The 21,061-nt window shown below is 68.8% G+C and carries 25 protein-coding genes; 12 read left to right on the top strand and 13 right to left on the bottom strand.

What is annotated here, in order from left to right:
* Positions 1-274: 274 nt before the first annotated feature.
* From ACYVJH_RS07110 to miaB, 8 genes are all read right to left on the bottom strand, one after another.
* Complete coding sequence (locus ACYVJH_RS07110) at positions 275-1,024, bottom strand: helix-turn-helix domain-containing protein (protein WP_460453913.1); 750 nt, start codon at positions 1,022-1,024, stop codon at positions 275-277.
* Between the two features lie 19 nt (positions 1,025-1,043).
* Positions 1,044-2,438 carry an oxygen-independent coproporphyrinogen III oxidase gene (gene hemN, locus ACYVJH_RS07105; RefSeq protein ID WP_460453912.1) on the bottom strand — a complete coding sequence of 465 codons (1,395 nt, stop codon included), beginning with the start codon at positions 2,436-2,438 and terminating at the stop codon, positions 1,044-1,046.
* A gap of 65 nt (positions 2,439-2,503) precedes the next feature.
* Entirely contained in the window at positions 2,504-3,493 is a 990-nt protein-coding gene (locus tag ACYVJH_RS07100; protein WP_460453911.1) for a magnesium and cobalt transport protein CorA, read from the bottom strand.
* A complete protein-coding gene (locus ACYVJH_RS07095) occupies positions 3,493-4,692 on the bottom strand; it encodes a lipoprotein N-acyltransferase Lnb domain-containing protein (RefSeq protein WP_460453910.1) in 1,200 nt (399 codons plus the stop codon). Before ACYVJH_RS07095 ends, ACYVJH_RS07100 begins: the two co-directional genes overlap by 1 nt.
* Entirely contained in the window at positions 4,679-5,527 is an 849-nt protein-coding gene (locus tag ACYVJH_RS07090; RefSeq protein WP_460453909.1) for an HlyC/CorC family transporter, read from the bottom strand. Before ACYVJH_RS07090 ends, ACYVJH_RS07095 begins: the two co-directional genes overlap by 14 nt.
* Before the next feature lie 60 nt (positions 5,528-5,587).
* Positions 5,588-6,049 (bottom strand): rRNA maturation RNase YbeY, encoded by a 462-nt coding sequence (gene ybeY, locus ACYVJH_RS07085; protein ID WP_460453908.1) that lies wholly within the window; start codon positions 6,047-6,049, stop codon positions 5,588-5,590.
* Positions 6,046-7,020 carry a PhoH family protein gene (locus ACYVJH_RS07080; RefSeq protein WP_460453907.1) on the bottom strand — a complete coding sequence of 325 codons (975 nt, stop codon included), beginning with the start codon at positions 7,018-7,020 and terminating at the stop codon, positions 6,046-6,048. Before ACYVJH_RS07080 ends, ybeY begins: the two co-directional genes overlap by 4 nt.
* On the bottom strand, positions 7,017-8,354 hold the full coding sequence (miaB, locus tag ACYVJH_RS07075) for a tRNA (N6-isopentenyl adenosine(37)-C2)-methylthiotransferase MiaB (protein ID WP_460453906.1): 1,338 nt from the start codon (positions 8,352-8,354) through the stop codon (positions 7,017-7,019). Before miaB ends, ACYVJH_RS07080 begins: the two co-directional genes overlap by 4 nt.
* A gap of 148 nt (positions 8,355-8,502) precedes the next feature.
* On the opposite strand from miaB, the gene ACYVJH_RS07070 reads away from it, so the two are divergent.
* The 6 genes from ACYVJH_RS07070 (at position 8,503) to ACYVJH_RS07045 (ending at position 13,304) form a co-directional block, all read left to right on the top strand.
* On the top strand, positions 8,503-9,369 hold the full coding sequence (locus ACYVJH_RS07070) for a lytic transglycosylase domain-containing protein (protein ID WP_460453905.1): 867 nt from the start codon (positions 8,503-8,505) through the stop codon (positions 9,367-9,369).
* 145 nt (positions 9,370-9,514) lie between these two features.
* The gene (petA, locus tag ACYVJH_RS07065) at positions 9,515-10,120 is read left to right on the top strand and encodes a ubiquinol-cytochrome c reductase iron-sulfur subunit (RefSeq protein WP_460453904.1); all 606 of its coding nucleotides are present in this window, start codon (positions 9,515-9,517) and stop codon (positions 10,118-10,120) included.
* A complete protein-coding gene (locus tag ACYVJH_RS07060) occupies positions 10,120-11,367 on the top strand; it encodes a cytochrome b (protein ID WP_460453903.1) in 1,248 nt (415 codons plus the stop codon). The genes petA and ACYVJH_RS07060 overlap by 1 nt, the downstream gene beginning before the upstream one ends.
* The gene (locus ACYVJH_RS07055) at positions 11,360-12,097 is read left to right on the top strand and encodes a cytochrome c1 (protein ID WP_460453902.1); all 738 of its coding nucleotides are present in this window, start codon (positions 11,360-11,362) and stop codon (positions 12,095-12,097) included. Before ACYVJH_RS07060 ends, ACYVJH_RS07055 begins: the two co-directional genes overlap by 8 nt.
* A gap of 149 nt (positions 12,098-12,246) precedes the next feature.
* The gene (locus tag ACYVJH_RS07050) at positions 12,247-12,882 is read left to right on the top strand and encodes a glutathione S-transferase N-terminal domain-containing protein (RefSeq protein ID WP_460453901.1); all 636 of its coding nucleotides are present in this window, start codon (positions 12,247-12,249) and stop codon (positions 12,880-12,882) included.
* Positions 12,879-13,304 (top strand): ClpXP protease specificity-enhancing factor, encoded by a 426-nt coding sequence (locus tag ACYVJH_RS07045; RefSeq protein ID WP_460453900.1) that lies wholly within the window; start codon positions 12,879-12,881, stop codon positions 13,302-13,304. The genes ACYVJH_RS07050 and ACYVJH_RS07045 overlap by 4 nt, the downstream gene beginning before the upstream one ends.
* On the opposite strand, the gene ACYVJH_RS07040 is transcribed toward ACYVJH_RS07045, so the two are convergent.
* The gene (locus ACYVJH_RS07040) at positions 13,297-13,623 is read right to left on the bottom strand and encodes a DUF3301 domain-containing protein (RefSeq protein ID WP_460453899.1); all 327 of its coding nucleotides are present in this window, start codon (positions 13,621-13,623) and stop codon (positions 13,297-13,299) included. The two genes, ACYVJH_RS07045 and ACYVJH_RS07040, sit on opposite strands and share 8 nt — an antisense overlap.
* A gap of 124 nt (positions 13,624-13,747) precedes the next feature.
* Here ACYVJH_RS07040 and ACYVJH_RS07035 point away from each other — a divergent pair, with 124 nt between their 5' ends.
* Positions 13,748-14,554 carry an FHA domain-containing protein gene (locus tag ACYVJH_RS07035; RefSeq protein WP_460453898.1) on the top strand — a complete coding sequence of 269 codons (807 nt, stop codon included), beginning with the start codon at positions 13,748-13,750 and terminating at the stop codon, positions 14,552-14,554.
* Between the two features lies 1 nt (position 14,555).
* On the opposite strand, the gene nadC is transcribed toward ACYVJH_RS07035, so the two are convergent.
* Together nadC and ACYVJH_RS07025 are read right to left on the bottom strand one after the other, a co-directional pair.
* Positions 14,556-15,404: a carboxylating nicotinate-nucleotide diphosphorylase gene (gene nadC / locus ACYVJH_RS07030; RefSeq protein WP_460453897.1), complete on the bottom strand. Its 849-nt coding sequence runs from the start codon at positions 15,402-15,404 to the stop codon at positions 14,556-14,558.
* A gap of 7 nt (positions 15,405-15,411) precedes the next feature.
* The gene (locus ACYVJH_RS07025) at positions 15,412-15,678 is read right to left on the bottom strand and encodes a Trm112 family protein (protein ID WP_460453896.1); all 267 of its coding nucleotides are present in this window, start codon (positions 15,676-15,678) and stop codon (positions 15,412-15,414) included.
* A gap of 62 nt (positions 15,679-15,740) precedes the next feature.
* Here ACYVJH_RS07025 and purE point away from each other — a divergent pair, with 62 nt between their 5' ends.
* Together purE and ACYVJH_RS07015 are read left to right on the top strand one after the other, a co-directional pair.
* Positions 15,741-16,247 (top strand): 5-(carboxyamino)imidazole ribonucleotide mutase, encoded by a 507-nt coding sequence (purE, locus tag ACYVJH_RS07020; RefSeq protein ID WP_460453895.1) that lies wholly within the window; start codon positions 15,741-15,743, stop codon positions 16,245-16,247.
* Entirely contained in the window at positions 16,244-17,383 is a 1,140-nt protein-coding gene (locus ACYVJH_RS07015; RefSeq protein ID WP_460453894.1) for a 5-(carboxyamino)imidazole ribonucleotide synthase, read from the top strand. Before purE ends, ACYVJH_RS07015 begins: the two co-directional genes overlap by 4 nt.
* A gap of 60 nt (positions 17,384-17,443) precedes the next feature.
* Here the strand turns inward: ACYVJH_RS07015 and ACYVJH_RS07010 are convergent, their stop codons facing one another.
* Positions 17,444-18,517: an ABC transporter ATP-binding protein gene (locus ACYVJH_RS07010; protein WP_460453893.1), complete on the bottom strand. Its 1,074-nt coding sequence runs from the start codon at positions 18,515-18,517 to the stop codon at positions 17,444-17,446.
* 6 nt (positions 18,518-18,523) lie between these two features.
* The gene (gene sodB / locus ACYVJH_RS07005; RefSeq protein ID WP_460453892.1) at positions 18,524-19,102 is read right to left on the bottom strand and encodes a superoxide dismutase [Fe]; all 579 of its coding nucleotides are present in this window, start codon (positions 19,100-19,102) and stop codon (positions 18,524-18,526) included.
* A 105-nt stretch (positions 19,103-19,207) separates the two neighbouring features.
* On the opposite strand from sodB, the gene grxD reads away from it, so the two are divergent.
* Genes grxD through ACYVJH_RS06990 form a run of 3 tightly spaced genes read left to right on the top strand, consistent with a single transcriptional unit; the run spans position 19,208 to position 20,882 of the window.
* Positions 19,208-19,531: a Grx4 family monothiol glutaredoxin gene (grxD, locus tag ACYVJH_RS07000; RefSeq protein WP_460453891.1), complete on the top strand. Its 324-nt coding sequence runs from the start codon at positions 19,208-19,210 to the stop codon at positions 19,529-19,531.
* A complete protein-coding gene (locus tag ACYVJH_RS06995) occupies positions 19,528-20,286 on the top strand; it encodes an SDR family NAD(P)-dependent oxidoreductase (RefSeq protein WP_460453890.1) in 759 nt (252 codons plus the stop codon). The genes grxD and ACYVJH_RS06995 overlap by 4 nt, the downstream gene beginning before the upstream one ends.
* The gene (locus tag ACYVJH_RS06990) at positions 20,283-20,882 is read left to right on the top strand and encodes a YhgN family NAAT transporter (protein ID WP_460453889.1); all 600 of its coding nucleotides are present in this window, start codon (positions 20,283-20,285) and stop codon (positions 20,880-20,882) included. Before ACYVJH_RS06995 ends, ACYVJH_RS06990 begins: the two co-directional genes overlap by 4 nt.
* Positions 20,883-21,061 lie beyond the last annotated feature (179 nt).

Here is a 21,061-nt window from a genome sequence, read left to right as displayed (position 1 = left end):
GCCCCGACCGACACGCCGCAAGTACGTCCATGTAGGCTCATCGTCGACATCCCTGTCTCCGATGGTCGGCCGGGGCGAAGACGCGACACCTCCTCAACGCCACGTCGTGGCCGATGGGAAAGCGGCTTCCCGGCAACTTGGGGCGATAGCCAGAGCGTGCGGCGCGGGCGCGCGTTGCCTCCACCCGCGAAACGAACGGAGGCGGGACTTGGCTGAAGGCCAAGACCGATGTCGAGGCGAAAGGTTACGGCTGGGAGCGCCCCAGGGGGGGCGGCTAGTTGCGGAGGACGGCCATGGCGAGGGTTTCGAGGCGGGTGGCGTCGAGGATCTCGAGTTCGCGGCGGTCGACCTTGACCATGCCGTCTTCCTGAAGGCGCCGCAGCACCCGGCTTACCGTCTCCGGCGCCAGGCGCAGGTAGTTGGCGATGTCGGTGCGGGTCATCGTCAGGTGCAGGCGTGTCGCCGAAAAACCACGCTGGGCGAAGCGTCGCGACAGCGCCACCAGGAAGGCGGCCATGCGCTGGTCGGCGGTGTAGTCACCGGCCAGCAGCGCGGCCTTGCCGATGTCCTGGCTGAGCAGGCGGAACAGCTGCGCCTGCAGCCCCGGCATGCGCGTCGCCAGCAGGGCCATCTTCGGGAACGAGAACCGGCACAGCATCACCGTGTCCAGCGCCACCGCATTGCAGGGATAGCGTGCCTCGCTGATGGCATTGAGGCCGATGATCTCGCCGGGCAGGTGGAAGCCCAGCACCTGTTCGTGGCCGGCAGCGTCGAGCACGTAGGTCTTGACCGTGCCGGCGCGCACGGCCGCGATGGCGTTGAACTCGTCGCCTTCCCGGAAGATGTGATCGCCTTCGTGGAAGGGGCCGACGTGTTCGACCAGCACGTGCAGGTCCATCAGGTCCGACTTGTTGTAACCCTGCGACAGGCAGGCGTCGGAGAACGCGCAGGTGCTGCAGAAACGCAGCTCGTCGCCATCGTCGGCGATGGGATTCTGCCGGGGCCGGCGGGCCGTCGGGCTCACGCGGCGGACCCCGGCGCGGTCAGATGGCCTTGGAGAACCGGGCCGGTTCCGCCTGGGGCTGGTGCAGGTAGCGGTCGAAACATGCCGCGATGATACGCAGCAGCAGGCGTCCGCGCGAGGTGGCCGTGATCCGTGTCGGGGAGGTTTCGACCAGGCCGTCGGCCTTCAGCGCCACCAGCCTTTCCAGGTCGGCGGCGAAATAGCGGGCGAAATCGACCTCGTGGCGCTCCTCCAGGGCCGGGATGTCCACTTCGCCCTGGCACATCAGCTGCTGGATGAGGTCGGCGCGCAGCACGTCGTCGGCGTCGAGCTGCATGCCACGCCAGGTCGGCAGGTGGCCGTTGTCGATGGCGATTTCCCAGCTGGGCAGGTCGCGGGGGTTCTGGCTGTAGGTGTCGCCGACGTGGCTGATGGCGCTCACGCCCATGCCGATCAGGTCGCAGTCGGCGTGCGTGGTGTAGCCCATGAAGTTGCGGTGCAGGCCGCCATGCTCCTGGGCAATGGACAGGTCGTCTTCCGGCAGTGCGAAATGATCCATGCCGACGTAGCGATAGCCGGCGGCGGACAGTTTTTCGATGGCCAGCTGAAGCAGGCCCAGCTTGTCTTCCGCGCTGGGCAGCTGGGAGTCCTCGATCTGCTTCTGGGCACGGAACAACTGCGGCATGTGTGCATAGCTGTAGACCGCCAGGCGGTCCGGTCGGGTGGCGATCACGGTGTCCAGGGTCTTGCCGAAGCCGGCGCGGGTCTGCAGGGGCAGTCCGTAGATCAGGTCCACGTTGACCGAACGGAAGCCGTGCCGGCGGCAGGCATCGATCACGGCCTGGGTTTCCTCGACCGACTGCAGGCGGTTCACCGCCGCCTGCACGGCCGGGTCGAAGTCCTGCACGCCCAGGCTGGCGCGGTTGAAGCCCATGAAGGCCAGGGCTTCGATGTCGCCCTTGTCCACGAAACGTGGATCGAGTTCGATCGAGAAGTCGCGGGTGGGCGACTGGCTGAACCGAAAGTGGGTGTCGAGGCTTTCGAGCAGTTCGCCGATCTGGCCGGCGCTGAAGAAATTCGGCGTGCCGCCGCCCAGGTGCACCTGCAGCACTTCGCGGTCGCGGTCGAACAGCGGGCCCAACATCGCCACTTCGCGCACCAGGCGCGAGAGGTAGGTGCCGGCGCGCGCCTTGTCGCGGGTGATGATGCGGTTGCAGCCGCAGTAGAAACACGGGCTGAAACAGAACGGCACGTGCGCGTACAGCGACAGCCGGCGCGGGATCGGGTCGTCGTTGCTCAGGCGCGCGGCACGGGCGAAGTCGGTTTCCCCGAAACCCGGCTTGAACTGCGGGGCGGTCGGGTAGGAGGTGTAGCGCGGACCGGGCCGGTCGTAGCGGCGCAGCAGGTCGGCGTCGAAGGGAGGAATGGCGGCCATGGCAGGCATCGTGCCGGCCGGGGCCGGATGATGCCTTGACCTCCGTCAAGCTGCCCGGGCTCGCCTCAGATCCACTTGGCGCGACGCAGCATGATGAACAGGCCGGCGACCACGGCCACGGTCGCGCCCACCACCAGCGGGTAGCCCAGGCGGGTGGCGAACTCGGGCATGTGCGGGAAGTTCATGCCGTACCAGCTGGCTACCAGGGTCGGCGCCGCCAGCAGCGCCGCCCAGCCGGCCAGGCGCTTGACGACCTCGCCCTGGGACACGGTGACCAGGGCCAGGTTCACCGACATCGCGGCCGTCAGCATTTCGCGCAGGGTATCGGTGGCGTCGTTGACGCGCAGGGTGTGGTCGTAGACGTCGCGGAAGTACAGGCGCATTTCCTCGCCCACCAGCTGCGTATGCACGCGGGTCAGCTGGCCGGTGATGTCCTGCATCGGCGCCACGGCCAGGCGCAGGGTGGTGACGCGGCGCTTGAGGTCGTAGAGCTTGCGCACGGTTTCGCGGCTGAAACTCTCGGCGAAGATGTCCTGTTCCAGTGCATTGAGCTGGTCGCGGAACTCATCGACGATCGGCAGGTAGTTGTCGACGATGAAGTCGAGCACCGCGTACAGGCCGTACGACGGCCCCAGCGCCAGCAACTCGGGCTCGCGCTCGACCCGGCTGCGTACGCCGTTGTAGGACAGCGAAGACCCGTGCCGCACCGTCACCAGGAAGCGCGGGCCTATGAAAAGGTGGGTTTCGCCGAAGCTGACCTTGCCACCCTGGGCCTGGGCGGTGTGCACGGCGATGAACAGCGAGTTGCCGTAGGCCTCGATCTTGGGGCGCTGGTGGGCGTGCTGGGCGTCCTCGATGGCCAGGTCGTGCAGGCCGAATTCCTCCTGCAGCTTGTCCAGGAGCGCCGGCGCCGGTTCGTACAGGCCGACCCAGACGAAACTGCCGTCGTCCTTGGCCAGCACGTCGCTGATGGCGTCGAGCGAGATGTCGCTGCGGCTGCCGTCGCTGGCGTAGCGCACGCAGTTGACGATGGTGGGGGAAGCGGGAGCGTCCATCAGTCGTCTCCGTCCGCGGCCTTGGGATCCATGGTGCGCAGCAGCGCCCAGTGCAGGGGCAACAGCAGCAGCACCCATTCGACGTTCTGCTGGGGCAGGAAGGGCAGGAACTTCAGGAAGCCCGCCACGGCGGCGCTGCCCGCGACGATCCAGAGCAGGATGCGGAACCGCTTCGACGGGCTGCGGCCGCGCAGCCGCGCCCAGGCGCCGGGCAGCAGGCCCAGACAGAGCGGGCTGAGCAGCAGCAGGTTTTCGTTGCCGTGCCCGGCCAGGTGCGAGGTGCCGAACCAGATGAAAGCCATCACCCCGCCCGCCACGCCGGCCAGGAGCCAGAAGGCCAGGGCAGCGCCGGCGAGGGCGCGCGGTGCGCGCTTGCCGGCGACCAGCACCAGCACCGCCAGCGCCAGGCCGGCGAGGAAAGCCTGGGTGCGCAGTCGCGGCGCTTCTGCCGGCGGCGGCACCAACCGGTGCGGCAGCAGTTTTTCTTCCGCGAGCACGAGCGGACGGCCGTCGGCGCGTTTGACCTCGCGCAGGGCGTCGCGCAGGCGCATTGGTATGAAGGACTCGTCCCAGCGCGACAGCGGCCGGTCGGCGTGGCCGGACAGTCCGACGTGGAAACCCAGCGCCATCCACGGCGCCGGCGCGGCCAGGCGCACTGATTCACTGCGGTAGGTATTGCCCTGCGAGCGGCCGCTGAGCTGGGCGCGCAGCTGGCCGCCCAGGGCCTGGTCGACGGCGTCGCGCACGCGCGTGGAGCAGTTGGCGGTGTAGTAGTCGTAGGTGTAGCGGGCGTTTTCCGGCAGCGCGTTCACGGCCAGGCGCGCGGCCATTGCCCTGGCCTCTTCCGGCGCCAGGTCCAGCCACTGGATCACCGCGCCGCGGCCGGTGCGCTGGTAATAGGCCAGGTCGCTGGCCGCGGGCAGCACCTCGAGCCGGTACTCCATGCGGCCACGCACGAAGTTCCAGTGGAAGCCGGGTTCGTCCAGGTCGAAGAAGCCGAAGTTGTAGGACAGCGGCTGGTCCGTGGCCGGGTCGTCGACGACGATCGCGTTGTGGCCGAAGCGTTCCCAGAAGATCTCGCCCGGTTCCATGGTCAGCACGCCGATGCGCGGTGCGGCGAAGGCCAGGCCGGGCAGCAGCCAGGCCAGCAGGCAGGCCACCCACCAGGCGGCATGGCGCCGGCCCTCAGTCCTCGCCATGCACGCTGACAATGAAGGTGTGCACGCGGCGCTGGTCGGCGCGGCCGACGCGGAAGTGGAAGCGGCCCAGGGCCAGTTCCTCGCCGCCTTCGGGCAGGTGGCCGATGGCGGCGGTGACCAGGCCGCCGATGGTGTCGTATTCGTCTTCCGGGAAGTCGGCGCCGAACCGTTCGTTGAAGTCCTCGATCGGCGTCAGCGCGTCGACCAGGTACTGGCCGTCGGCCTGGGCGGCGATGAGCTTGGTTTCGTCGGCATCGTCGTGTTCGTCGTCGATCTCGCCGACGATCTGTTCGAGCACGTCCTCGATGGTGACCAGGCCGGCGACGCCGCCGTGTTCGTCCACGACGATGGCCATGTGGTTGCGCGAGAGCCTGAACTCCTTGAGCAGCACGTTCAGGCGCTTTGATTCGGGTATGAGCACGGCCGGGCGCAGCAGTTCGCGCACGGACGAGGGCCCGCCGTCGCTGACCATGCCGCGCAGCAGGTCCTTGGCCAGCAGGATGCCCAGGATTTCGTCGCGGTCCTCGCCATGCACGGGGAAGCGGGAATGGCCGGATTCGACCACCAGGTTCATCAGGTCGAGGAATTTCGCATCGATGGGCAGGGACACCATCTGCGAGCGCGGCACCATGATGTCGCCGACCTGCTGTTCGGACACCGACAGGGCGCCCTCGAGCATCTTCAGGGTATCGGCCTCGAGCAGGCCGTTGGCCTGGGCCTCGCGCAGGATCTCGAGCAGGTCCTCGCGCGTTTCGGGTTCGCCGGAAAATGCCTGGCTCAGGCGTTCAAGCCACGAGCGGCGTTCCGGCGGGCTACTAGGGGAATCTTCGGACATTTCCGGGTTCAGGGACGCCAAGGGGCGGGACCCCGAGTTTAACCGGCTTCGGCGGCGGCTTCAGTACGGGTCGGCAATGCCCAGCCCGGCGAGGATCTCGCGCTCGAGCAGCTCCATGGCTTCGGCCTCGCGCTCGTCGTCGTGGTCCAGGCCCAGCAGGTGCAGCACGCCGTGCACGGTGAGGTGGGCGTAGTGGGCGGCCAGCGGCTTGCCCTGCTCCTTCGCCTCCCGGGCCACCACGGGGGCGCAGATGACCAGGTCGCCCAGCAGCGGCAGGTCCACCCCTTCTGGCAGGTCCACGGGGAAACTGAGCACGTTGGTGGCGTAGTCCTTGCCCCGGTAGTGGCGGTTCAGGGCCCGGCCTTCCTTGGTGTCCACGACGCGGATGGCGAGGTCGCCGCGGCGGATGCGGCCCTTCGCGGCGGCCTCGGCCCAGCGGCGGAAGCTGACCGCGGCCGGCAGGCCCTTGCGGGGCAGCCCGTAGCTGACGCTTACGTCCAGGTCCAGCGGCGTCCGGCTCATTCCTGCGACTCCTTGCCGTCCCGCGCATCGTAAGCCCGGACGATGCGCGCCACCAGCGGGTGGCGGACGACGTCGCGGGCGGTGAAGAAGGTGAAGCTGATGCCGTCGACCCCGCGCAGCACGTCGATGCCGTCGCGAAGGCCAGATTTCTGGTGTTTCGGCAGGTCGATCTGGCTCAGGTCGCCGGTGACCACGGCCGTGCTGCCGAAACCGATGCGGGTGAGGAACATCTTCATCTGTTCGATGCTGGTGTTCTGGGCCTCGTCGAGGATGATGAAGGCGTCGTTGAGCGTGCGGCCGCGCATGTAGGCCAGCGGCGCGACTTCGATGACGTTGCGCTCGAGCAGCTTGGCCACCTTCTCGACGCCCAGCATTTCGTACAGGGCGTCGTAAAGGGGTCGCAGGTAGGGGTCGACCTTCTGGCTGAGGTCGCCAGGCAGGAAGCCGAGCTTTTCGCCGGCCTCGACCGCCGGTCGCACCAGCAGCACGCGCTGCACGCGGCTTTCGTTCAGCGCCTCGACCGCCATGGCCACGGCCAGGAAGGTCTTGCCGGTGCCGGCCGGACCGATGCCGAAGTTGATGTCGTGGGTGGCGATGGCATGCAGGTACTTCTGCTGGTTGTCGCCGCGGCCGCGGATGGTGCCGCGCTTGACCCGGATGGCGACATCCTGCGGCGCGAAGCCTTCGTCGATGTGCTCGAGGCTGGCCTCGCCCATGCGCAGGTGCAGCTTGTGCGGATCGAGGGTTTCGCTGGCGGTTTCCTCGTATAGCGCGTGCAGCAGTTTTTCGGTCGCCTCGACCGGCTTGGTTTCGCCGGTCACCCGGAACACGTGGCCGCGGTTGGCGATCTCCACGCCCATGCGCAGCTCGATCTGGCGCAGGTGTTCGTCGAAGGGCCCGGCCAGGTTCGCCAGCCGCTCCACGTCCTGCGGTTCCAGCACGAAGTCCCGATGCGTCTTTTGTTTGCTCATATCACTTCGCCGCGCAGGGAATTGGTGCGGGCCTCGGTGATGCGCACGTCCACGAACTGGCCAACCAGGCGCCGGCCGCCCGGGAAATTCACGTTGCGCATGTTTTCGGTCTTCCCGGTCAGCTCGTCCGGGTCCTTGGCGCTGGGGCCTTCGACCAGCACCCGCTGCACCGTGCCCACCATCGCCTCGGCGTAGCGCCGGGCGTTGTCATTGATCGCGGCCTGCAGGCGCTGCAGGCGGGCGCTGGCGACGTCGGCGGGGACCTCGTCGTGAAGGTTGGCGGCTGGCGTGCCCGGGCGCCGCGAGTAGGCGAAGGAGAAGCTCTGGTCGAAGCCGATGTCCTCGATCAGCTTCATCGTTGCCTCGAAGTCGCGGTCGCTTTCTCCCGGGAAACCGACGATGAAGTCCGAACTGATGGTGATGCCGGGGCAGGCTTCCCGCAGGCGGCGGATCCTGGCCTTGTACTCGAGCGCGGTGTGGCCACGCTTCATCGCCGCCAGGATGCGGTCCGAACCCGACTGCACCGGCAGGTGCAGGAAGGGCGCCAGCTGCGGCACGTCCCGGTGCGCCTCGATCAGCGCGTCGGTGAACTCGACCGGGTGCGAGGTCGTGTAGCGGATGCGGCCAATGCCTTCGATCTGGGCAAGGGCGCGGATCAGCAGGGCCAGGTCAGCCTGGTCGCCGTCCACGGTGGCGCCGCGGTAGGCATTGACGTTCTGGCCCAGCAGGTGGATCTCGCGCACGCCCTGGGCGGCGAGCTGGGCGCATTCGAGCAGCACGTCGTCGAAGGGCCGGCTCACTTCCTCGCCGCGGGTGTAGGGCACCACGCAGAACGAGCAGTACTTGCTGCAGCCTTCGATGATCGAGACGAACGCCGTCGGCCCCTCCGCGCGCGGCTCGGGCATGCGGTCGAACTTCTCGATCTCGGGGAAGCTGATGTCCACCTGGGCCCGGCCCTGGGCGCGGCGTGCGTCGATCATGGCGGGCAGGCGGTGCAGGGTCTGCGGGCCGAAGACCAGGTCCACGTAGGGCGCGCGCTTGAGGATGGCGTCGCCTTCCTGGCTGGCGACGCAGCCGCCGACGCCGATCAGCACCGGCTTGTCCTTCTTGAGGTGTTTCCACCGGCCAAGCTGGGAGAAGACCTTTTCCTGGGCCTTTTCGCGGATCGAACAGGTGTTGACCAGGATGACGTCGGCCTCGGCCTCGTCGCTGGTGAGTTCCAGGCCGTGTTCGGCGGCGAGCACGTCGGCCATGCGGGCCGAGTCGTACTCGTTCATCTGGCAACCGTGGGTCTTGATGTAGAGCTTGCCCTTGGCAGGCGAAGTCCCGGGCATGGCGGCGCTTAATCCGTTCCGGAGGGGGCGCCATTGTAGCCCCGGTGGCTGTCCGGGCTGGCCCTGGACCGACGTTTTCAGGGGGGAACCGCGATTTTCCCGCCAAAAGCCTTGGCAATTGCCCCGGCAAGGAGTAAACCTCGCCGCCATGGATCCCCGTCCGACCCTGCTGGCCTGCCTGCTGCTGGCCGTCGCCCTTCCGGCGACGGCGGGCACTCTTTACCGGTGCACCGGTGCGGACGGCGTGCCCAACTACACGGGCAAGAAGATCGCCGGATCCAGCTGCAAGGCCGTTTCCACCTACACCGCGGCCGATGCCCGGCCCCGGGCGCCCGCGCCTTCGGCAACGGGCGGTGGCGGGGCGGGCAGCAAGTCGGCCGCCCGGGTGCGCTTCCAGACCGCTTCGGCCGGCCAGACGCTGGCGGCCCCCGCCGCCGCGTCGGGGGCCCGGGTCACCCGCGGCGCGGTCTACAAGTTCGAACGCGACGGCGTCGTGCATTACACCAACGTGCCGCAGCCTGGCGCCGGCGCGAAAATGTTGTTCAGTTACGTCGAGACCTGCTACGCCTGCGGCGTGCTTCCCGGCGTGGACTTCGGCAACGTGCGCCTGAACCTCGATGCCTACTCCGGCGAGGTGAAGGCCGCCGCCCAGGAGTTCGGGGTGGAAGAGGCGGTGGTCCGGGCGATCATCCATGCCGAGTCGGCATTCCGGCCCAACGCGGTCTCGCATGCCGGCGCCCAGGGCCTGATGCAGCTGATCCCGGCGACGGCCAGCCGTTTCGGCGTCAGCGACGTGTTCCAGCCCGAACAGAACATCCGCGGCGGGGTGCAGTACCTGGCCTGGCTGCTCAAGCGCTACAACGGCGACCTGACCCTGGCGGCCGCCGGTTACAACGCCGGTGAAGGCGCGGTGGACCGCCACGGCGGCGTGCCGCCCTATGCCGAGACCCAGCGCTACGTGCAGCGCGTGGGCCTGCTCGCCGACCGCTACCGCGGCGCCCTCGCGGGCAACTGAGGCCCCCGGGCCCGGCTCGGCCCGGCCAGCCAAAATCCGGCGTTGTCGCTCTCGCGCCGCGTCCGCTACAATTGCGCGTCTTTGCCGGCCCCCTGTGGGCAGGCAGCCGTTTTTCAGCCACTTAGCAAACGTTTCGGAGAGCCGGATGGCTAACCAAGGGGTCAACACGGGGCGTCGCCGCTTCCTGACTGCCAGCACCGCCGTGGTCGGCGCGGTGGGCGTCGGGTTCGTCGCGGTGCCGTTCATCAGTTCCTGGAAGCCCAGTGCCCGGGCCCAGACGGCCGGCGCCCCGGTCGAGGTCGACATCAGCAAGATCGAGCTCGAGCCCGGCATGCGCATGATCGTGCAGTGGCGCGGCCAGCCGGTCTGGATCTTCAAGCGCACGCCCGAACAGCTGGGCGCGCTGTCCACGCTCGACGAACAGCTGCGCGATCCGGATTCGGAGAACGTCGACCAGACCCCGGCCTTCGCCAAGAACCCGGCGCGGTCGATCAAGCCCGAAGTGGCGGTCATCGTCGGCATCTGCACCCACCTGGGCTGCTCGCCCACCTACGTGCCGGAACTGCAGCCGCAGCCCTTCGACAGCGAATGGATGGGCGGCTTCTACTGCCCCTGCCACAACTCGCGCTTCGACCTGGCCGGCCGCGTGTTCCAGGGCGTGCCTGCGCCTTCCAACCTCAAGGTGCCGCCTTACCATTTCATCGACGACACCCGCATCATGGTCGGCGTCGCTCCCGAGGAGGCCGCCTGATGGCCAGCAAGTTCTCCCGAACCGTCGACGGGGTCGTGACCTGGTTCAACGACCGCACCCCGGGCCTGGTGCCGGCATACAAGAAGCACATGTCGGAGTACTACGCTCCGAAGAACTTCAACCTCTGGTACTACTTTGGCTCGCTGGCCATGCTGGTGCTGGTCAACCAGATCGTCACGGGCATCTTCCTGACGATGCACTACAAGCCGTCCGCCACCGAGGCCTTTGCCTCGGTCGAGTACATCATGCGCGACGTCGAGTGGGGCTGGCTCATCCGCTACATGCACTCCACCGGCGCTTCGCTGTTCTTCGTGGTGGTGTACCTGCACATGTTCCGCGGCCTGATCTACGGCTCCTACCAGAAGCCGCGTGAACTGGTCTGGGTGCTGGGCGTGGTGATCTTCCTGGTGCTGATGGCCGAAGCCTTCATGGGCTACGTGCTGCCCTGGGGCCAGATGTCCTACTGGGGCGCGCAGGTGATCATCAACCTGTTCGGCACCATTCCCTTCATCGGCCCCGAGCTGACCGAGTGGATCCGCGGCGACTACCTGGTCGCCGACGCCACCCTCAACCGCTTCTTCGCCCTGCACGTGATCGCGCTGCCGCTGGTGCTGCTGCTGCTGGTCGTGCTGCACCTGGGCGCGCTGCACGAGGTGGGTTCGAACAACCCCGATGGCGTCGACATCAAGAAGGTCAAGGACCCGGCCACGGGCAAGCCGCGTGACGGCATCGCCTTCCATCCTTACTACACGGTCAAGGACCTGTTCGGCGCCGGCTTCTTCCTGGTGCTGTTCGCCTTCATCGTGTTCTTCGCGCCGACGATGGGCGGCTGGTTCCTGGAGTGGGACAACTTCATCGAAGCCAACCCGATGGTCACCCCGGCGCACATCAAGCCGGTCTGGTACTTCACCCCGTTCTACGCGATGCTGCGCGCCATTCCGCATCCGCTGTTCGGCGTGATCGTCATGGGTGGCGCCACCATGATCCTGTTCGCGCTGCCGTGGCTGGACCGCTGCAAGGTCCGCTCCATCCGCTACCGCCCGATGCTGCACAAGGTGCTGATCACCCTGTTCTGCATCAGCTTCGTGGTGCTGGGCTGGCTGGGCGCGCAGTCGGGTTCGAACCTCCAGAAGCTGGTGGCGCAGATCCTGACCACCTATTACTTCGCCTTCTTCATCTTCATGCCTTTCTGGTCCGCCATGGGCCAGACCAAGGCCGTTCCCGAGCGGGTGCCTTCGCATGACTAAGCTGCGCTGTTTCGCCTTCCTGCTGGCGCTGCTGCCGGCGCTTGGCCTGGCCGCCGGCCCCGGCCCGGCCCTGGAGCACGCGGGTACCGACCTGAGCGACAAGGCGTCGCTCCAGCGCGGCGCCGGCCTGTTCATGAACTACTGCGCGGGCTGCCATGCGCTGTCGATGCACCGCTACTCGCGCATCGCCAGCGACCTGGACCTGCCGCCCGAGCTCGTCGAGCAGTACCTGGTGCCGCCGCAGGCCGCCATCGGCGAGACCATCCGCACCGGCATCAAGGCCGGTGACGCCCAGGCCTGGTTTGGCGCGACCGCGCCCGACCTGAGCCTGGTCTCGCGCGCCAAGCTGGGTGGTTCCGACTGGGTGTACAGCTACCTCAAGGGCTTCTATATCGACGAAGCCCGCCCGGTGGGCTGGAACAACACCGTGTTCCCCGGTGCCTCGATGCCCAACGTGCTCTGGGAACTGCAGGGCATCCAGCGCCCGGTCTACGACCAGGGCGAAGACGGGGCCGCGCACCTGAGCAAGCTCGAGCTGGCCACGCCCGGCCGCCAGAGCCCGGAAGAGTTCGACCGCACCGCCCGCGACATCAGCGCCTTCCTGCAGTACGTGGCCGAACCGGCCGCCCTCAAGCGCGAGTCGATCGGCGTCTGGGTCATCCTGTTCCTGGCCTTCTTCACCTTCATCGCCTACCTGCTGAAGCTGGAATACTGGCGCGACGTGCACTGATTTCCAATCGAATCAGTAACTTGGGGCCGCCTTTTGGCGGCCCTTTGTTTTTCCGGGCCCCCGGCTTGCGGTAAAGCCGGCATTTCGGGCAGGGTTAAGGCTTCCGATGACCGCCGGCAGGGGCTGGCGGCACCCTGGGGGATCCCTTGATGGCTGCCAGTCCGCGCATTCGCAACGCCCTGACCTTGTTCTCCGCCCGCGATTGCGTCGTCTGCCACCGAGTCCGGCTGGTCCTGGCGGCCAAGGGCGTCAGCTACGACCTGATTCCGGTTGACCCGACCAGCCCGCCCGAAGACCTGGTGGACCTCAATCCCTACCATTCCGTGCCCACCCTGGTGGATCGCGACCTGGTGCTGTACGCGGCCTCGGTGGTGTCGGAATACCTCGACGAACGTTACCCGCACCCGCCGCTGATGCCGGTGGACCCGCTCTCGCGCGCCCGCCTGCGCCTGGCGATGCTGCGCCTGGAGCACGACTGGGTCCCGCACGTGCAGGCCGTGCAGCACGGCACCAAGGCCCAGGCCGACGCCGGCCGCAAGCGCCTGAAGGAACTGCTCATCGCGTCGCTGCCCCTGTTCAAGGCCTCCAAGTTCTTCCTGAACCCGGAAATGAGCCTGGCCGACTGCGCGATCGCGCCGATCGTCTGGCGCCTGCCGTCCCTGGGCGTGCAGCTGCCCAAGGAGGCCAAGGTCATCGAGGACTATGGCAACCGCATCTTCCGCAATCCGGCCTACCTGCGCAGCCTGACCCCGGAAGAAAGGGCGCTGCGCGATATCCCGCAATGACCCAGGCACCCCGGATGGGATCCAACCGCCCCTATCTGCTGCGGGCGCTCAACGAGTGGATCAACGACAACGGCATGACGCCCTACCTGCTGGTGGACGCCGAGCGCGACGACGTGCAGGTGCCGGCCGGAACGGTGAAGGACGGCAAGGTGGTGCTCAACATCGCCCCGCGCGCGGTCGCCCAACTGCTCATCGACAACCAGGGCGTCAGCTTCATGGCGCGGTTTGGCGGCGTCAGCCAGTCGGTCTACGTGCCGGTGGGCGCGGTGCTGGCGATCTACGCCCAGGAAACCGGCCAGGGCATGATGCTTCCCGATGACGGTGCCGACCTGGGCGGGGATGAATCACCCGACGATCCGCCGTCGGGCCCCGACGTGGGCGGCGACGCGCCGCGGCGCAGCCATCTTCGCGTGGTCAAATAGTCCCGCTGTCCGGCGACGGCGGCACGGGGCCGGCCAGGGCCTTGAGCCTGCGCCCATGCAGCACGATGCGGCCGGTGTGGCGGTCTTCGCCGCCGGTGGAGTACTCGAAGCCGTAATGGCGCTCCAGGCCCAGCCAGCCGTCCGGCCCGCGGCGCGGGCGGATGGCCAGCAAATGCACGCTCTGGTCCAGCCACTGCACGCCCGCCCTTGCGCAAGCGCGCTGTCCGATGACAGTGGCTGTTTCCGCGGCGGCGCGTCCGGAATACCAGAAAACGACCACGGCCATGGCGAAGAGGGAGGCGAGCAGGGTGCCGAGCATGCACGGAGTGTGGGGGCGGTCAGGCCCCGCCACAAGCTGCCCCCTCCCCGGTTCGTGAAGACGTGGCTAAGATAGGCCCGGACCCCGGCCCGGCCGGCGGGCGGCGATTCGCAGGAGAGCGAAGATGAAACTGGTGTTTCCGAACGGCGAACATCCGCAGGTGCTGCTCAGCCATGGCGTCAACCGAATCGGTTCGGCGGCCGAGGGCGCGGTCATCCTGCAGGCCGAGGGCGTGGTGGCGCACCACTGCGAAATCCACGTGACCACTACCGGTGCAAACCTGCAGGTGCCCGCCGAGGGCGGGCCGGTCAGCGTCAACGGCAAGCCGGTGTCGGACATCATGGCGCTGCGTGCCGGCGACATGATCGGCATCGGACCGGTGCAGGCCCGCTTCGCCATCGTCGAGGCGGCGCGTTCCGCGCCGGCCGCGGGCGGGGGGTCCGCGGCGAACGAAGACGGTGACAACGGCGCCACGCGCGTTCGCATGGCGGTGCCCAAGTTCGTGCTTCGGGGCGTATCGGGCGCGGTCTTCGGCAAGGTTTACCCGGTCACCGGTCCGGTGGTCATCGGCCGCGCCGACGAAGCCGACATCTCAGTGGCCGCCGAGGAAATCTCGCGCCGGCACGCCCTGGTCAAGCCGACGCCCGATGGCCTGCAGGTCGAGGACCTGGGCTCGTCGAACGGCACCTACATCAACGGCAAGCGTATCCAGCAGGGTTTCCTCAAGCCGGGCGACGAACTGCGCCTGGATTCGGTGCGGCTGATCCTGGTCGCGCCGGGCATGGAAATGGCCCAGCAGGCCACCCGCGTCGCCGCACCCGAGGCCAAGACGCCGGTCGCGGCATCCGCGGGCGTCAGCAAGTGGGTGCCGATCATGCTGACGGCGGCGGCGCTGCTGGTGATCGTCGCGATGATCCTCAACCGCGGCTGATCTACCGCGGCGGCGGCCCCAGTCGCAGCGACAGGTCCAGCGCATGCACGTGTTTGGTCAGTGCGCCGACCGACACATAGTCGACGCCCGTGGCGGCAATGGCCGGCAGGCCTTCGAGCGTGACGCCGCCCGATACCTCCAGCGGGATCCGGCCGGCGGCGCGACGCACGGCTTCGCGCAGGTCGGCGTCGCCGAACTCGTCGACCAGGATGCGGTCGCAGCCGGCGGCCAGGGCCTGGTCGAGTTCGTCGAGCGTTTCCACCTCCACGATCAGCGGCAGTGTCGGGTGCAGCGAGCGCGCCGCCGCGACGGCCGCGGCGATCGAGCCGGCGGCATGGATGTGGTTCTCCTTGAGCATCACCGCGTCGTACAGGCCCATCCTGTGGTTGAGCCCGCCGCCGGCGCGCACGGCGTATTTCTGCGCCTGGCGCAGGCCGGGCAGGGTCTTGCGGGTGTCGAGCACGCGGGTCTTGCTGCCGGCCAGCGCGGCCACGTAGGCGGCGGTGCGCGTGGCGGTGGAAGACAGCGTCTGCAGGAAGTTCAGCGCCGGCCGTTCGGCGCTGACCAGGGCCCGGCTGCGGCCGCGCAGGGTGACGAGCACGGTGCCGGCCTCGACGCCCTGGCCTTCGTCCACGCGCCAATCGATCTGCATGGCCGGGTCGAGCGCCAGGAAACAGGCGTCGAACCAGGGCCGGCCGGCGATCACGCCAGCCTCCTTGGCGATCACGTAGGCCTGGTTGTCTTCATCGGGCAGCAGCTGCGCGGTGGCGTCGCCGCTGCCCAGGTCTTCGGCCAGGGCGCGCGCGACGTCGCCAGCCACAAGCTCGGCAGGCGGGGCGGCAACAGGCATGGCCATGTCAGCGCGGGAAACCGTCGATCTGGTCAGTGGCCAGGGCCTCGTCGGCCAGCAGCACCGGGATGCCATCGTCCACCCGGTAGACCGTGCGCCGGTCGCGGGTCACCAGGCCCTCGGCCAGGGCCCCCGCCTGCGGACTGCCGTCGGCACGGGTGACGCCGCCGCCGGTGATGGCACGGTTGATCGCCTCCAGCTCGGCACTGCCGAGCAGGGCCAGGGGCTGCTTGCTGGTCGGGCAGCACAGGATGTCGAGCAATTTACGGTCCATGGGGGCCGGTGTCCGGACGGTGGGCAAGGGTCTAGAATAGCCTTTTGCCGAAGTGGGCCGCCATGAACCAAGCCGCCAACAACCCGCTGGTCGGGGTCATCATGGGCTCCCGTTCCGACTGGGAGACGATGCAGCACGCCGTGTCGCGGCTCGAGAAGCTGGGCGTGGCGCACGAAGTGCGCGTGGTCTCCGCGCACCGCACGCCCGACCTGTTGGCCGAATACGCCAAGGCCGCCGAAGGCCGTGGCTTGCGCGCGATCATTGCCGGCGCTGGTGGCGCCGCCCATCTGCCGGGCATGGTTGCCGCAATGACGCCGGTGCCGGTGCTGGGCGTGCCGGTGCAGAGCAAGGCGCTCAACGGTCTCGATTCGCTGCTGTCGATCGTGCAGATGCCGGCGGGTATCCCCGTGGCGACCTTCGCTATCGGCGTCGCCGGCGCCGCAAACGCCGGCCTCTTCGCCGCCGCGCTGGTGGCCCAGCATGATGCCGGCGTGCGCGAGGCCCTGGCGCGTTTCCGCGCCGACCAGACCCGCGACGTGCTCGAACACGCGGACCCGCGCCAGCCGTGACCACCGTCGGCATCCTTGGCGGCGGGCAGCTGGCCCGCATGATGGCCCTGGCCGGCGCACCGCTGGGCCTGCGCTTCCTGGTGCTCGACGCCACGCCCGACGCCTGCGCCGGCCAGTTCGCGCCGATGCTGGAAGCCGACTACCGCGACCAGGCCGGCCTGGCCGAATTCGCCGAGCGCGTGGACGTCGCCACCTTCGACTTCGAGAACGTGCCTGCCGAAAGCGCGCGCTGGCTGGCCGACCGCGTACCGGTGTTCCCGAATCCCCGCGCGCTGGCCGTGGCCCAGGACCGGCTGGCGGAAAAAACCCTGTTCCGTGAACTGGGCATCCCGGTGCCCGAGTTCGCCACCGTCGACAGCCGCGATGAGCTGGACGCGGCATTGGCCTCCGTCGGCACCCCCTGCATCCTCAAGACCCGCCGGCTGGGTTACGACGGCAAGGGCCAGTTCCGCATCAAGTCGCCGGCCGATGCCGATGCAGCCTGGAAGGCGCTGGGCGCCCAGGCGGACAGTGTCGGCCTGATCCTGGAAGGCTTCGTGGCCTTCCAGCGCGAGCTGTCGGTGGTGGCGGTGCGCGGCCGCGACGGCGAGTTGCGTGCCTGGCCGCTGACCGAGAACTGGCACGACCACGGCATCCTTTCCGCCAGCCTGGCGCCGGCCAATGCCGACCCGGCGCTGGAAGCCCAGGCCCTGGACGCGGCCCGCCGCGTCGCCGAGGCGCTCGATTACGTGGGGGTGTTCGCGCTGGAGCTGTTCCTCAAGGACGGCGTGCTGGTGGCCAATGAAATGGCGCCGCGGGTGCACAACTCCGGCCACTGGACGATCGAGGGCGCGGAAACCTCGCAGTTCCAGAACCACCTGCGCGCCGTGCTGGGCCTGCCGCTGGGCAGTACGCGCGCGGTCGGCCACGCGGTGATGCTGAACTGGATCGGCGAAATGCCGGATGCGGCGCCGGTGCTGGCCGAGGCCTGCGGCCATTGGCACGACTACGGCAAGTCGCCGCGCGAGGGTCGCAAAGTGGGCCATGCGACGCTTCGTGCAGACAGCCCGGCGGAACTGGCGGAAGCGCTGGCGCGCGTGGGCGCCGGACTGGGCCGCGAGGCACAGGTCGCGCCGGTCATCACCCGCCTGCGCTAGCGCCGGCGACGCGGCACCGGGGCGAGGGGCGGACGTCCTCCGACCCTGGCCATGCAGGTGTCAGCCCGCGGGGAAACCCGATTCAGGACCCGGCTTTTCTTCGTCCTGGAAGACGACGACATGGGCCAGGTCGGGATGCACGCGCAGCCGGCTGCCCGGCTGGCGCTGCTGGTGGCTCGGCACCAGCGCCATCAGCACGGTGCCGTCGCCCAGGCGCAGGGTATGCAGGGTCTCGGCGCCGCGGAAGGCGATCGCCGTCACCTCGGCTTCGATGCCGCCTTCGTCCACGGGGCGCAGGTCGTCGGGGCGCAGGAGCACACGCACTTCGCTGCCTTCCGGCCAGGGCATGGGCCGCGCTACGTCCAGCTCGCCCAGTGCCGTCGCGACCCGGTTGCCCGGCATCACGCGTGCCGCCAGGAAACGCCCCTCACCGACGAACGACGCCACGAAGGGCGTGGCGGGCCGGTGGTAGAGCTCGAAGCCCGGCGCCCACTGCAGCAAGCGCCCACCCTGCATCACGCCCACGGTGTCTGCGAACGCAAAGGCTTCCTCCTGGTCGTGCGTGACCAGCAGCGCGGCGATGCCCAGTTGCCGGAGCAGGCCGCGCAGGTCCTCGCGCAGCCGTCCGCGCAGGTCGGCGTCGAGGCTTGAAAAAGGTTCGTCGAGCAGCAGCAGGTCCGGCCGCGGCGCCAGCGACCGGGCAAGCGCCACGCGCTGCTGCTGGCCGCCGGAAAGTTCATGCGGGAAACGCTGGTCCAGCCCGTCCAGGCCGATCAGCGCAAGGGTTTCCCGGGTGCGCTCGAGACGTTCGGAGCGGCCCAGCCTGTGCAGGCCGAAGCCGACGTTTTCAGCCACCGTGAGATGCGGGAACAGCGCCAGGTCCTGGAACACGAATCCCAGGCCGCGCGCCTCCGGCGCCAGCGGCAGGGCGTCCTTGCCCCGCAGCCTGAGTTCGCCTGCCTCCGGCGGGTGGAAGCCGGCGATGGCGCGCAGCAGCGTGGTCTTGCCGCAGCCGCTGGGGCCGAGCAGGCAGCCCAGTTCGCCCGGACCCAGGTCCAGGTCGATCCCGCGCACCGCCGGCTGCCCCGCATACGCGCAGGACAGCCGCCGGATCGACAGCAGACTTGGCGTCATCCGGCCTCAGGCCATCTGGCTGGCGACGAAGTCCCAGTTCACCAGGTTCCAGAACGCCTCGACGTACTTCGGCCGGGCATTGCGGTAGTCGATGTAGTAGGCGTGTTCCCAGACATCGCAGGTGAGCAGCGGCTTGTCGCTGCCGGTCAGCGGCGTGGCGGCGTTGGGCGTGCTGACCAGGGCCAGCGAACCGTCCGGGCGCTGCACCAGCCAGCCCCAGCCGGAGCCGAAGGTGGTGATGGCGGTCTGGGAGAACTGTTCCTTGAACTGCGCGAAGCTGCCGAAGGCCTTGTTGATGGCATCGGCCAGCGCGCCGGTCGGCTCGCCGCCGCCGTTGGGCGACAGGCAGTTCCAGTAGAAGGTGTGGTTCCAGACCTGGGCGGCGTTGTTGAACATGCCGCCCTGCGACTTGCGGATGATCGCCTCGAGATCCATCGATTCGAACTCGGTGCCCTCGATCATCTTGTTGAGGTTGGTGACGTAGGTCTGGTGGTGCTTGCCGTAGTGGAAATCGATCGTTTCGGCCGAGATGTGCGGCTCGAGGGCGGCGCGATCGTAGGGCAGGGCGGGAAGTTCGATGGCCATGGGCTGACTCCTTTCGGGTGGGGGAAGGCGCCGGTGGGGCGCCGAGCCGTATAATTCTAGCCCCATCGCGGGCCGGACCCGGTTCGCGGCGAAACGGAGCTTCACATGAGCGTCATGGACCGTATCAAGGCCGAGGTCGAAGGCCACCCGATCGTGCTTTTCATGAAAGGCACGCCGCAGTTCCCGATGTGCGGCTTCTCCAGCCGCGCCGCGCAGGCGCTCAAGACGGCCGGCGCCACCGGCTTCCACACCGTCAACGTGCTTGCCGACCCGGAACTGCGCGCCAACCTGCCGCGTTATTCCGACTGGCCGACCTTCCCGCAGCTGTTCGTCAACGGCGAACTGATCGGCGGCTGCGACATCACCGTGGACCTGCTCGATAGCGGCGAACTGGCGCGCATGGTCGCCGAGGCGCAGAAAGCCGCATGAACGACACACCCGCCCCGCTGCCCGCGGTCGAAGCCGATGCGCTGGCCGGCCGGGTCATCCTGGTCACCGGTGCGCACGGCGGCCTGGGCGCCGAAGCCGCCAAGGCCTGCGCGCGCGCCGGCGCGACCGTGGTGCTGCTGGGCCGCAAGTTGCCCCGGCTCAACCGGGTCTATGACGCCGTGAAGGCGCTCGGGCCCGAGCCGGCGCTGTACCCCGTGGACCTGGCCGGGGCCGACCCCGCCGACTACGCCCAGCTCGCGGAAAAGATTTCCGCCGAACTGGGCGGCCTGCACGGCGTGCTGCACTGCGCCGCCGAGTTCACCGGCCTGGCGCCGCTGGAGGCGACCGAGCCGGAAGCCTTCGTGCGCTGCCTGCACGTCAACTTCACCGCGCCCTGGCTGCTGACCCAGGCCTGCCTGCCCTGGCTGCGCAAGTCGGGCGATTCGGCCGTGGTCTTCACCACCGACGACCCGTCCCGGGTCGGCAAGGCCTACTGGGGCGCCTATGGCCTGGCCAAACAGGGCCTGGCCAACCTGGTGCGCCAGCTCAGCGCCGAAACCGACCAGACCCCGGTGCGTGTGTCCGGCCTCGAGCCCGGCCCCATGCGCACCGACCTGCGGGCCCGCGCCTACGCCGATGAAACCCAGCTGCGGGTCCCGGGCCCGGCGGCTTATGCCGCGGCCTGCGTGCACCTGCTGTCGCCGGCCGGCCTGGCCCACCGCGGCACCGTGTGGGCGCCCCGGGTGCCGGCATGACCATGCTGTCGGCAGCCCTGCTGCTGTTCCTCATCCTGGACCCCTTGGGAAACATCCCGGTGTTCCTGGGCCTGCTCAAGCCGCTGCCGGCGGCCCGGCGGCGCCGGGTGCTGCTGCGCGAGCTGCTCATCGCCCTGGGGGTGCTGTTCGTTTTCCTCTGGGGCGGCAAGTACGTACTCGAGGCCATGCACCTGCGCCAGGAGTCGGTGTCGATCGCGGGCGGCATCGTGCTCTTCCTGATCGGCATCAAGATGATCTTCCCCCGCCCCGAAGGCATGTTCGGGGAAGTGCCCGAAGGCGAGCCCTTCATTGTCCCCATGGCCATCCCGCTGGTCGCCGGCCCCTCGGGCATGGCGGCGGTGATGCTGCTGGCGGCCCAGGAACCGGGCCGGATGGCCGACTGGAGCCTGGCCCTGGTGCTGGCCTGGGCGGCCACGGCGGCCCTGCTGTTCTCGGCCACCTACCTCTACAAGGTCCTGGGCATGCGGGTCCTGACCGCCGTGGAGCGCCTGATGGGCATGCTGCTGGTGGCCATTTCGGTCCAGATGCTGCTCGACGGCGTGGCTGCCTACCTGCGGGCACCCGGGCTGGGCTGAGGGGTGCCCAGGCGGGCAATCGCGCTGTCACCTGAATGACATGTAAGCCGGTTAGCGTGTTAAACTCTTGTTATTGCCACGGGGCAGGGGACCTCCCGAACGCGGCAATCCATCAAGGACTAGCCGTGCCTGTCCCGTCAGGCACCGCGGCGGGACGCCGCAGACAAAATTCCGACACT

The organism is Arenimonas aestuarii, from assembly GCF_054781715.1.
This window is presented reverse-complemented; position numbering and strand designations above follow the sequence as displayed.

What these genes read in the sequence shown, in the direction of transcription:
- nadC (WP_460453897.1), bottom strand. Translation starts at nt 15,404, where the DNA reads ATGCCTGTTGCCGCCCCGCCTGCCGAGCTTGTGGCTGGCGACGTCGCG.
- ACYVJH_RS07010 (WP_460453893.1), bottom strand. Translation starts at nt 18,517, where the DNA reads ATGACGCCAAGTCTGCTGTCGATCCGGCGGCTGTCCTGCGCGTATGCG.
- ACYVJH_RS06995 (WP_460453890.1), top strand. Translation starts at nt 19,528, where the DNA reads ATGAACGACACACCCGCCCCGCTGCCCGCGGTCGAAGCCGATGCGCTG.
- petA (WP_460453904.1), top strand. Translation starts at nt 9,515, where the DNA reads ATGGCTAACCAAGGGGTCAACACGGGGCGTCGCCGCTTCCTGACTGCC.
- hemN (WP_460453912.1), bottom strand. Translation starts at nt 2,438, where the DNA reads ATGGCCGCCATTCCTCCCTTCGACGCCGACCTGCTGCGCCGCTACGAC.
- ACYVJH_RS07060 (WP_460453903.1), top strand. Translation starts at nt 10,120, where the DNA reads ATGGCCAGCAAGTTCTCCCGAACCGTCGACGGGGTCGTGACCTGGTTC.
- ACYVJH_RS07055 (WP_460453902.1), top strand. Translation starts at nt 11,360, where the DNA reads ATGACTAAGCTGCGCTGTTTCGCCTTCCTGCTGGCGCTGCTGCCGGCG.
- ACYVJH_RS07100 (WP_460453911.1), bottom strand. Translation starts at nt 3,493, where the DNA reads ATGGACGCTCCCGCTTCCCCCACCATCGTCAACTGCGTGCGCTACGCC.
- miaB (WP_460453906.1), bottom strand. Translation starts at nt 8,354, where the DNA reads ATGCCCGGGACTTCGCCTGCCAAGGGCAAGCTCTACATCAAGACCCAC.
- ACYVJH_RS07090 (WP_460453909.1), bottom strand. Translation starts at nt 5,527, where the DNA reads ATGTCCGAAGATTCCCCTAGTAGCCCGCCGGAACGCCGCTCGTGGCTT.
- ybeY (WP_460453908.1), bottom strand. Translation starts at nt 6,049, where the DNA reads ATGAGCCGGACGCCGCTGGACCTGGACGTAAGCGTCAGCTACGGGCTG.
- ACYVJH_RS07070 (WP_460453905.1), top strand. Translation starts at nt 8,503, where the DNA reads ATGGATCCCCGTCCGACCCTGCTGGCCTGCCTGCTGCTGGCCGTCGCC.
- ACYVJH_RS07035 (WP_460453898.1), top strand. Translation starts at nt 13,748, where the DNA reads ATGAAACTGGTGTTTCCGAACGGCGAACATCCGCAGGTGCTGCTCAGC.
- ACYVJH_RS07045 (WP_460453900.1), top strand. Translation starts at nt 12,879, where the DNA reads ATGACCCAGGCACCCCGGATGGGATCCAACCGCCCCTATCTGCTGCGG.
- ACYVJH_RS07025 (WP_460453896.1), bottom strand. Translation starts at nt 15,678, where the DNA reads ATGGACCGTAAATTGCTCGACATCCTGTGCTGCCCGACCAGCAAGCAG.
- ACYVJH_RS07050 (WP_460453901.1), top strand. Translation starts at nt 12,247, where the DNA reads ATGGCTGCCAGTCCGCGCATTCGCAACGCCCTGACCTTGTTCTCCGCC.
- ACYVJH_RS06990 (WP_460453889.1), top strand. Translation starts at nt 20,283, where the DNA reads ATGACCATGCTGTCGGCAGCCCTGCTGCTGTTCCTCATCCTGGACCCC.
- ACYVJH_RS07040 (WP_460453899.1), bottom strand. Translation starts at nt 13,623, where the DNA reads ATGCTCGGCACCCTGCTCGCCTCCCTCTTCGCCATGGCCGTGGTCGTT.
- ACYVJH_RS07095 (WP_460453910.1), bottom strand. Translation starts at nt 4,692, where the DNA reads ATGGCGAGGACTGAGGGCCGGCGCCATGCCGCCTGGTGGGTGGCCTGC.
- sodB (WP_460453892.1), bottom strand. Translation starts at nt 19,102, where the DNA reads ATGGCCATCGAACTTCCCGCCCTGCCCTACGATCGCGCCGCCCTCGAG.
- ACYVJH_RS07080 (WP_460453907.1), bottom strand. Translation starts at nt 7,020, where the DNA reads ATGAGCAAACAAAAGACGCATCGGGACTTCGTGCTGGAACCGCAGGAC.
- grxD (WP_460453891.1), top strand. Translation starts at nt 19,208, where the DNA reads ATGAGCGTCATGGACCGTATCAAGGCCGAGGTCGAAGGCCACCCGATC.
- purE (WP_460453895.1), top strand. Translation starts at nt 15,741, where the DNA reads ATGAACCAAGCCGCCAACAACCCGCTGGTCGGGGTCATCATGGGCTCC.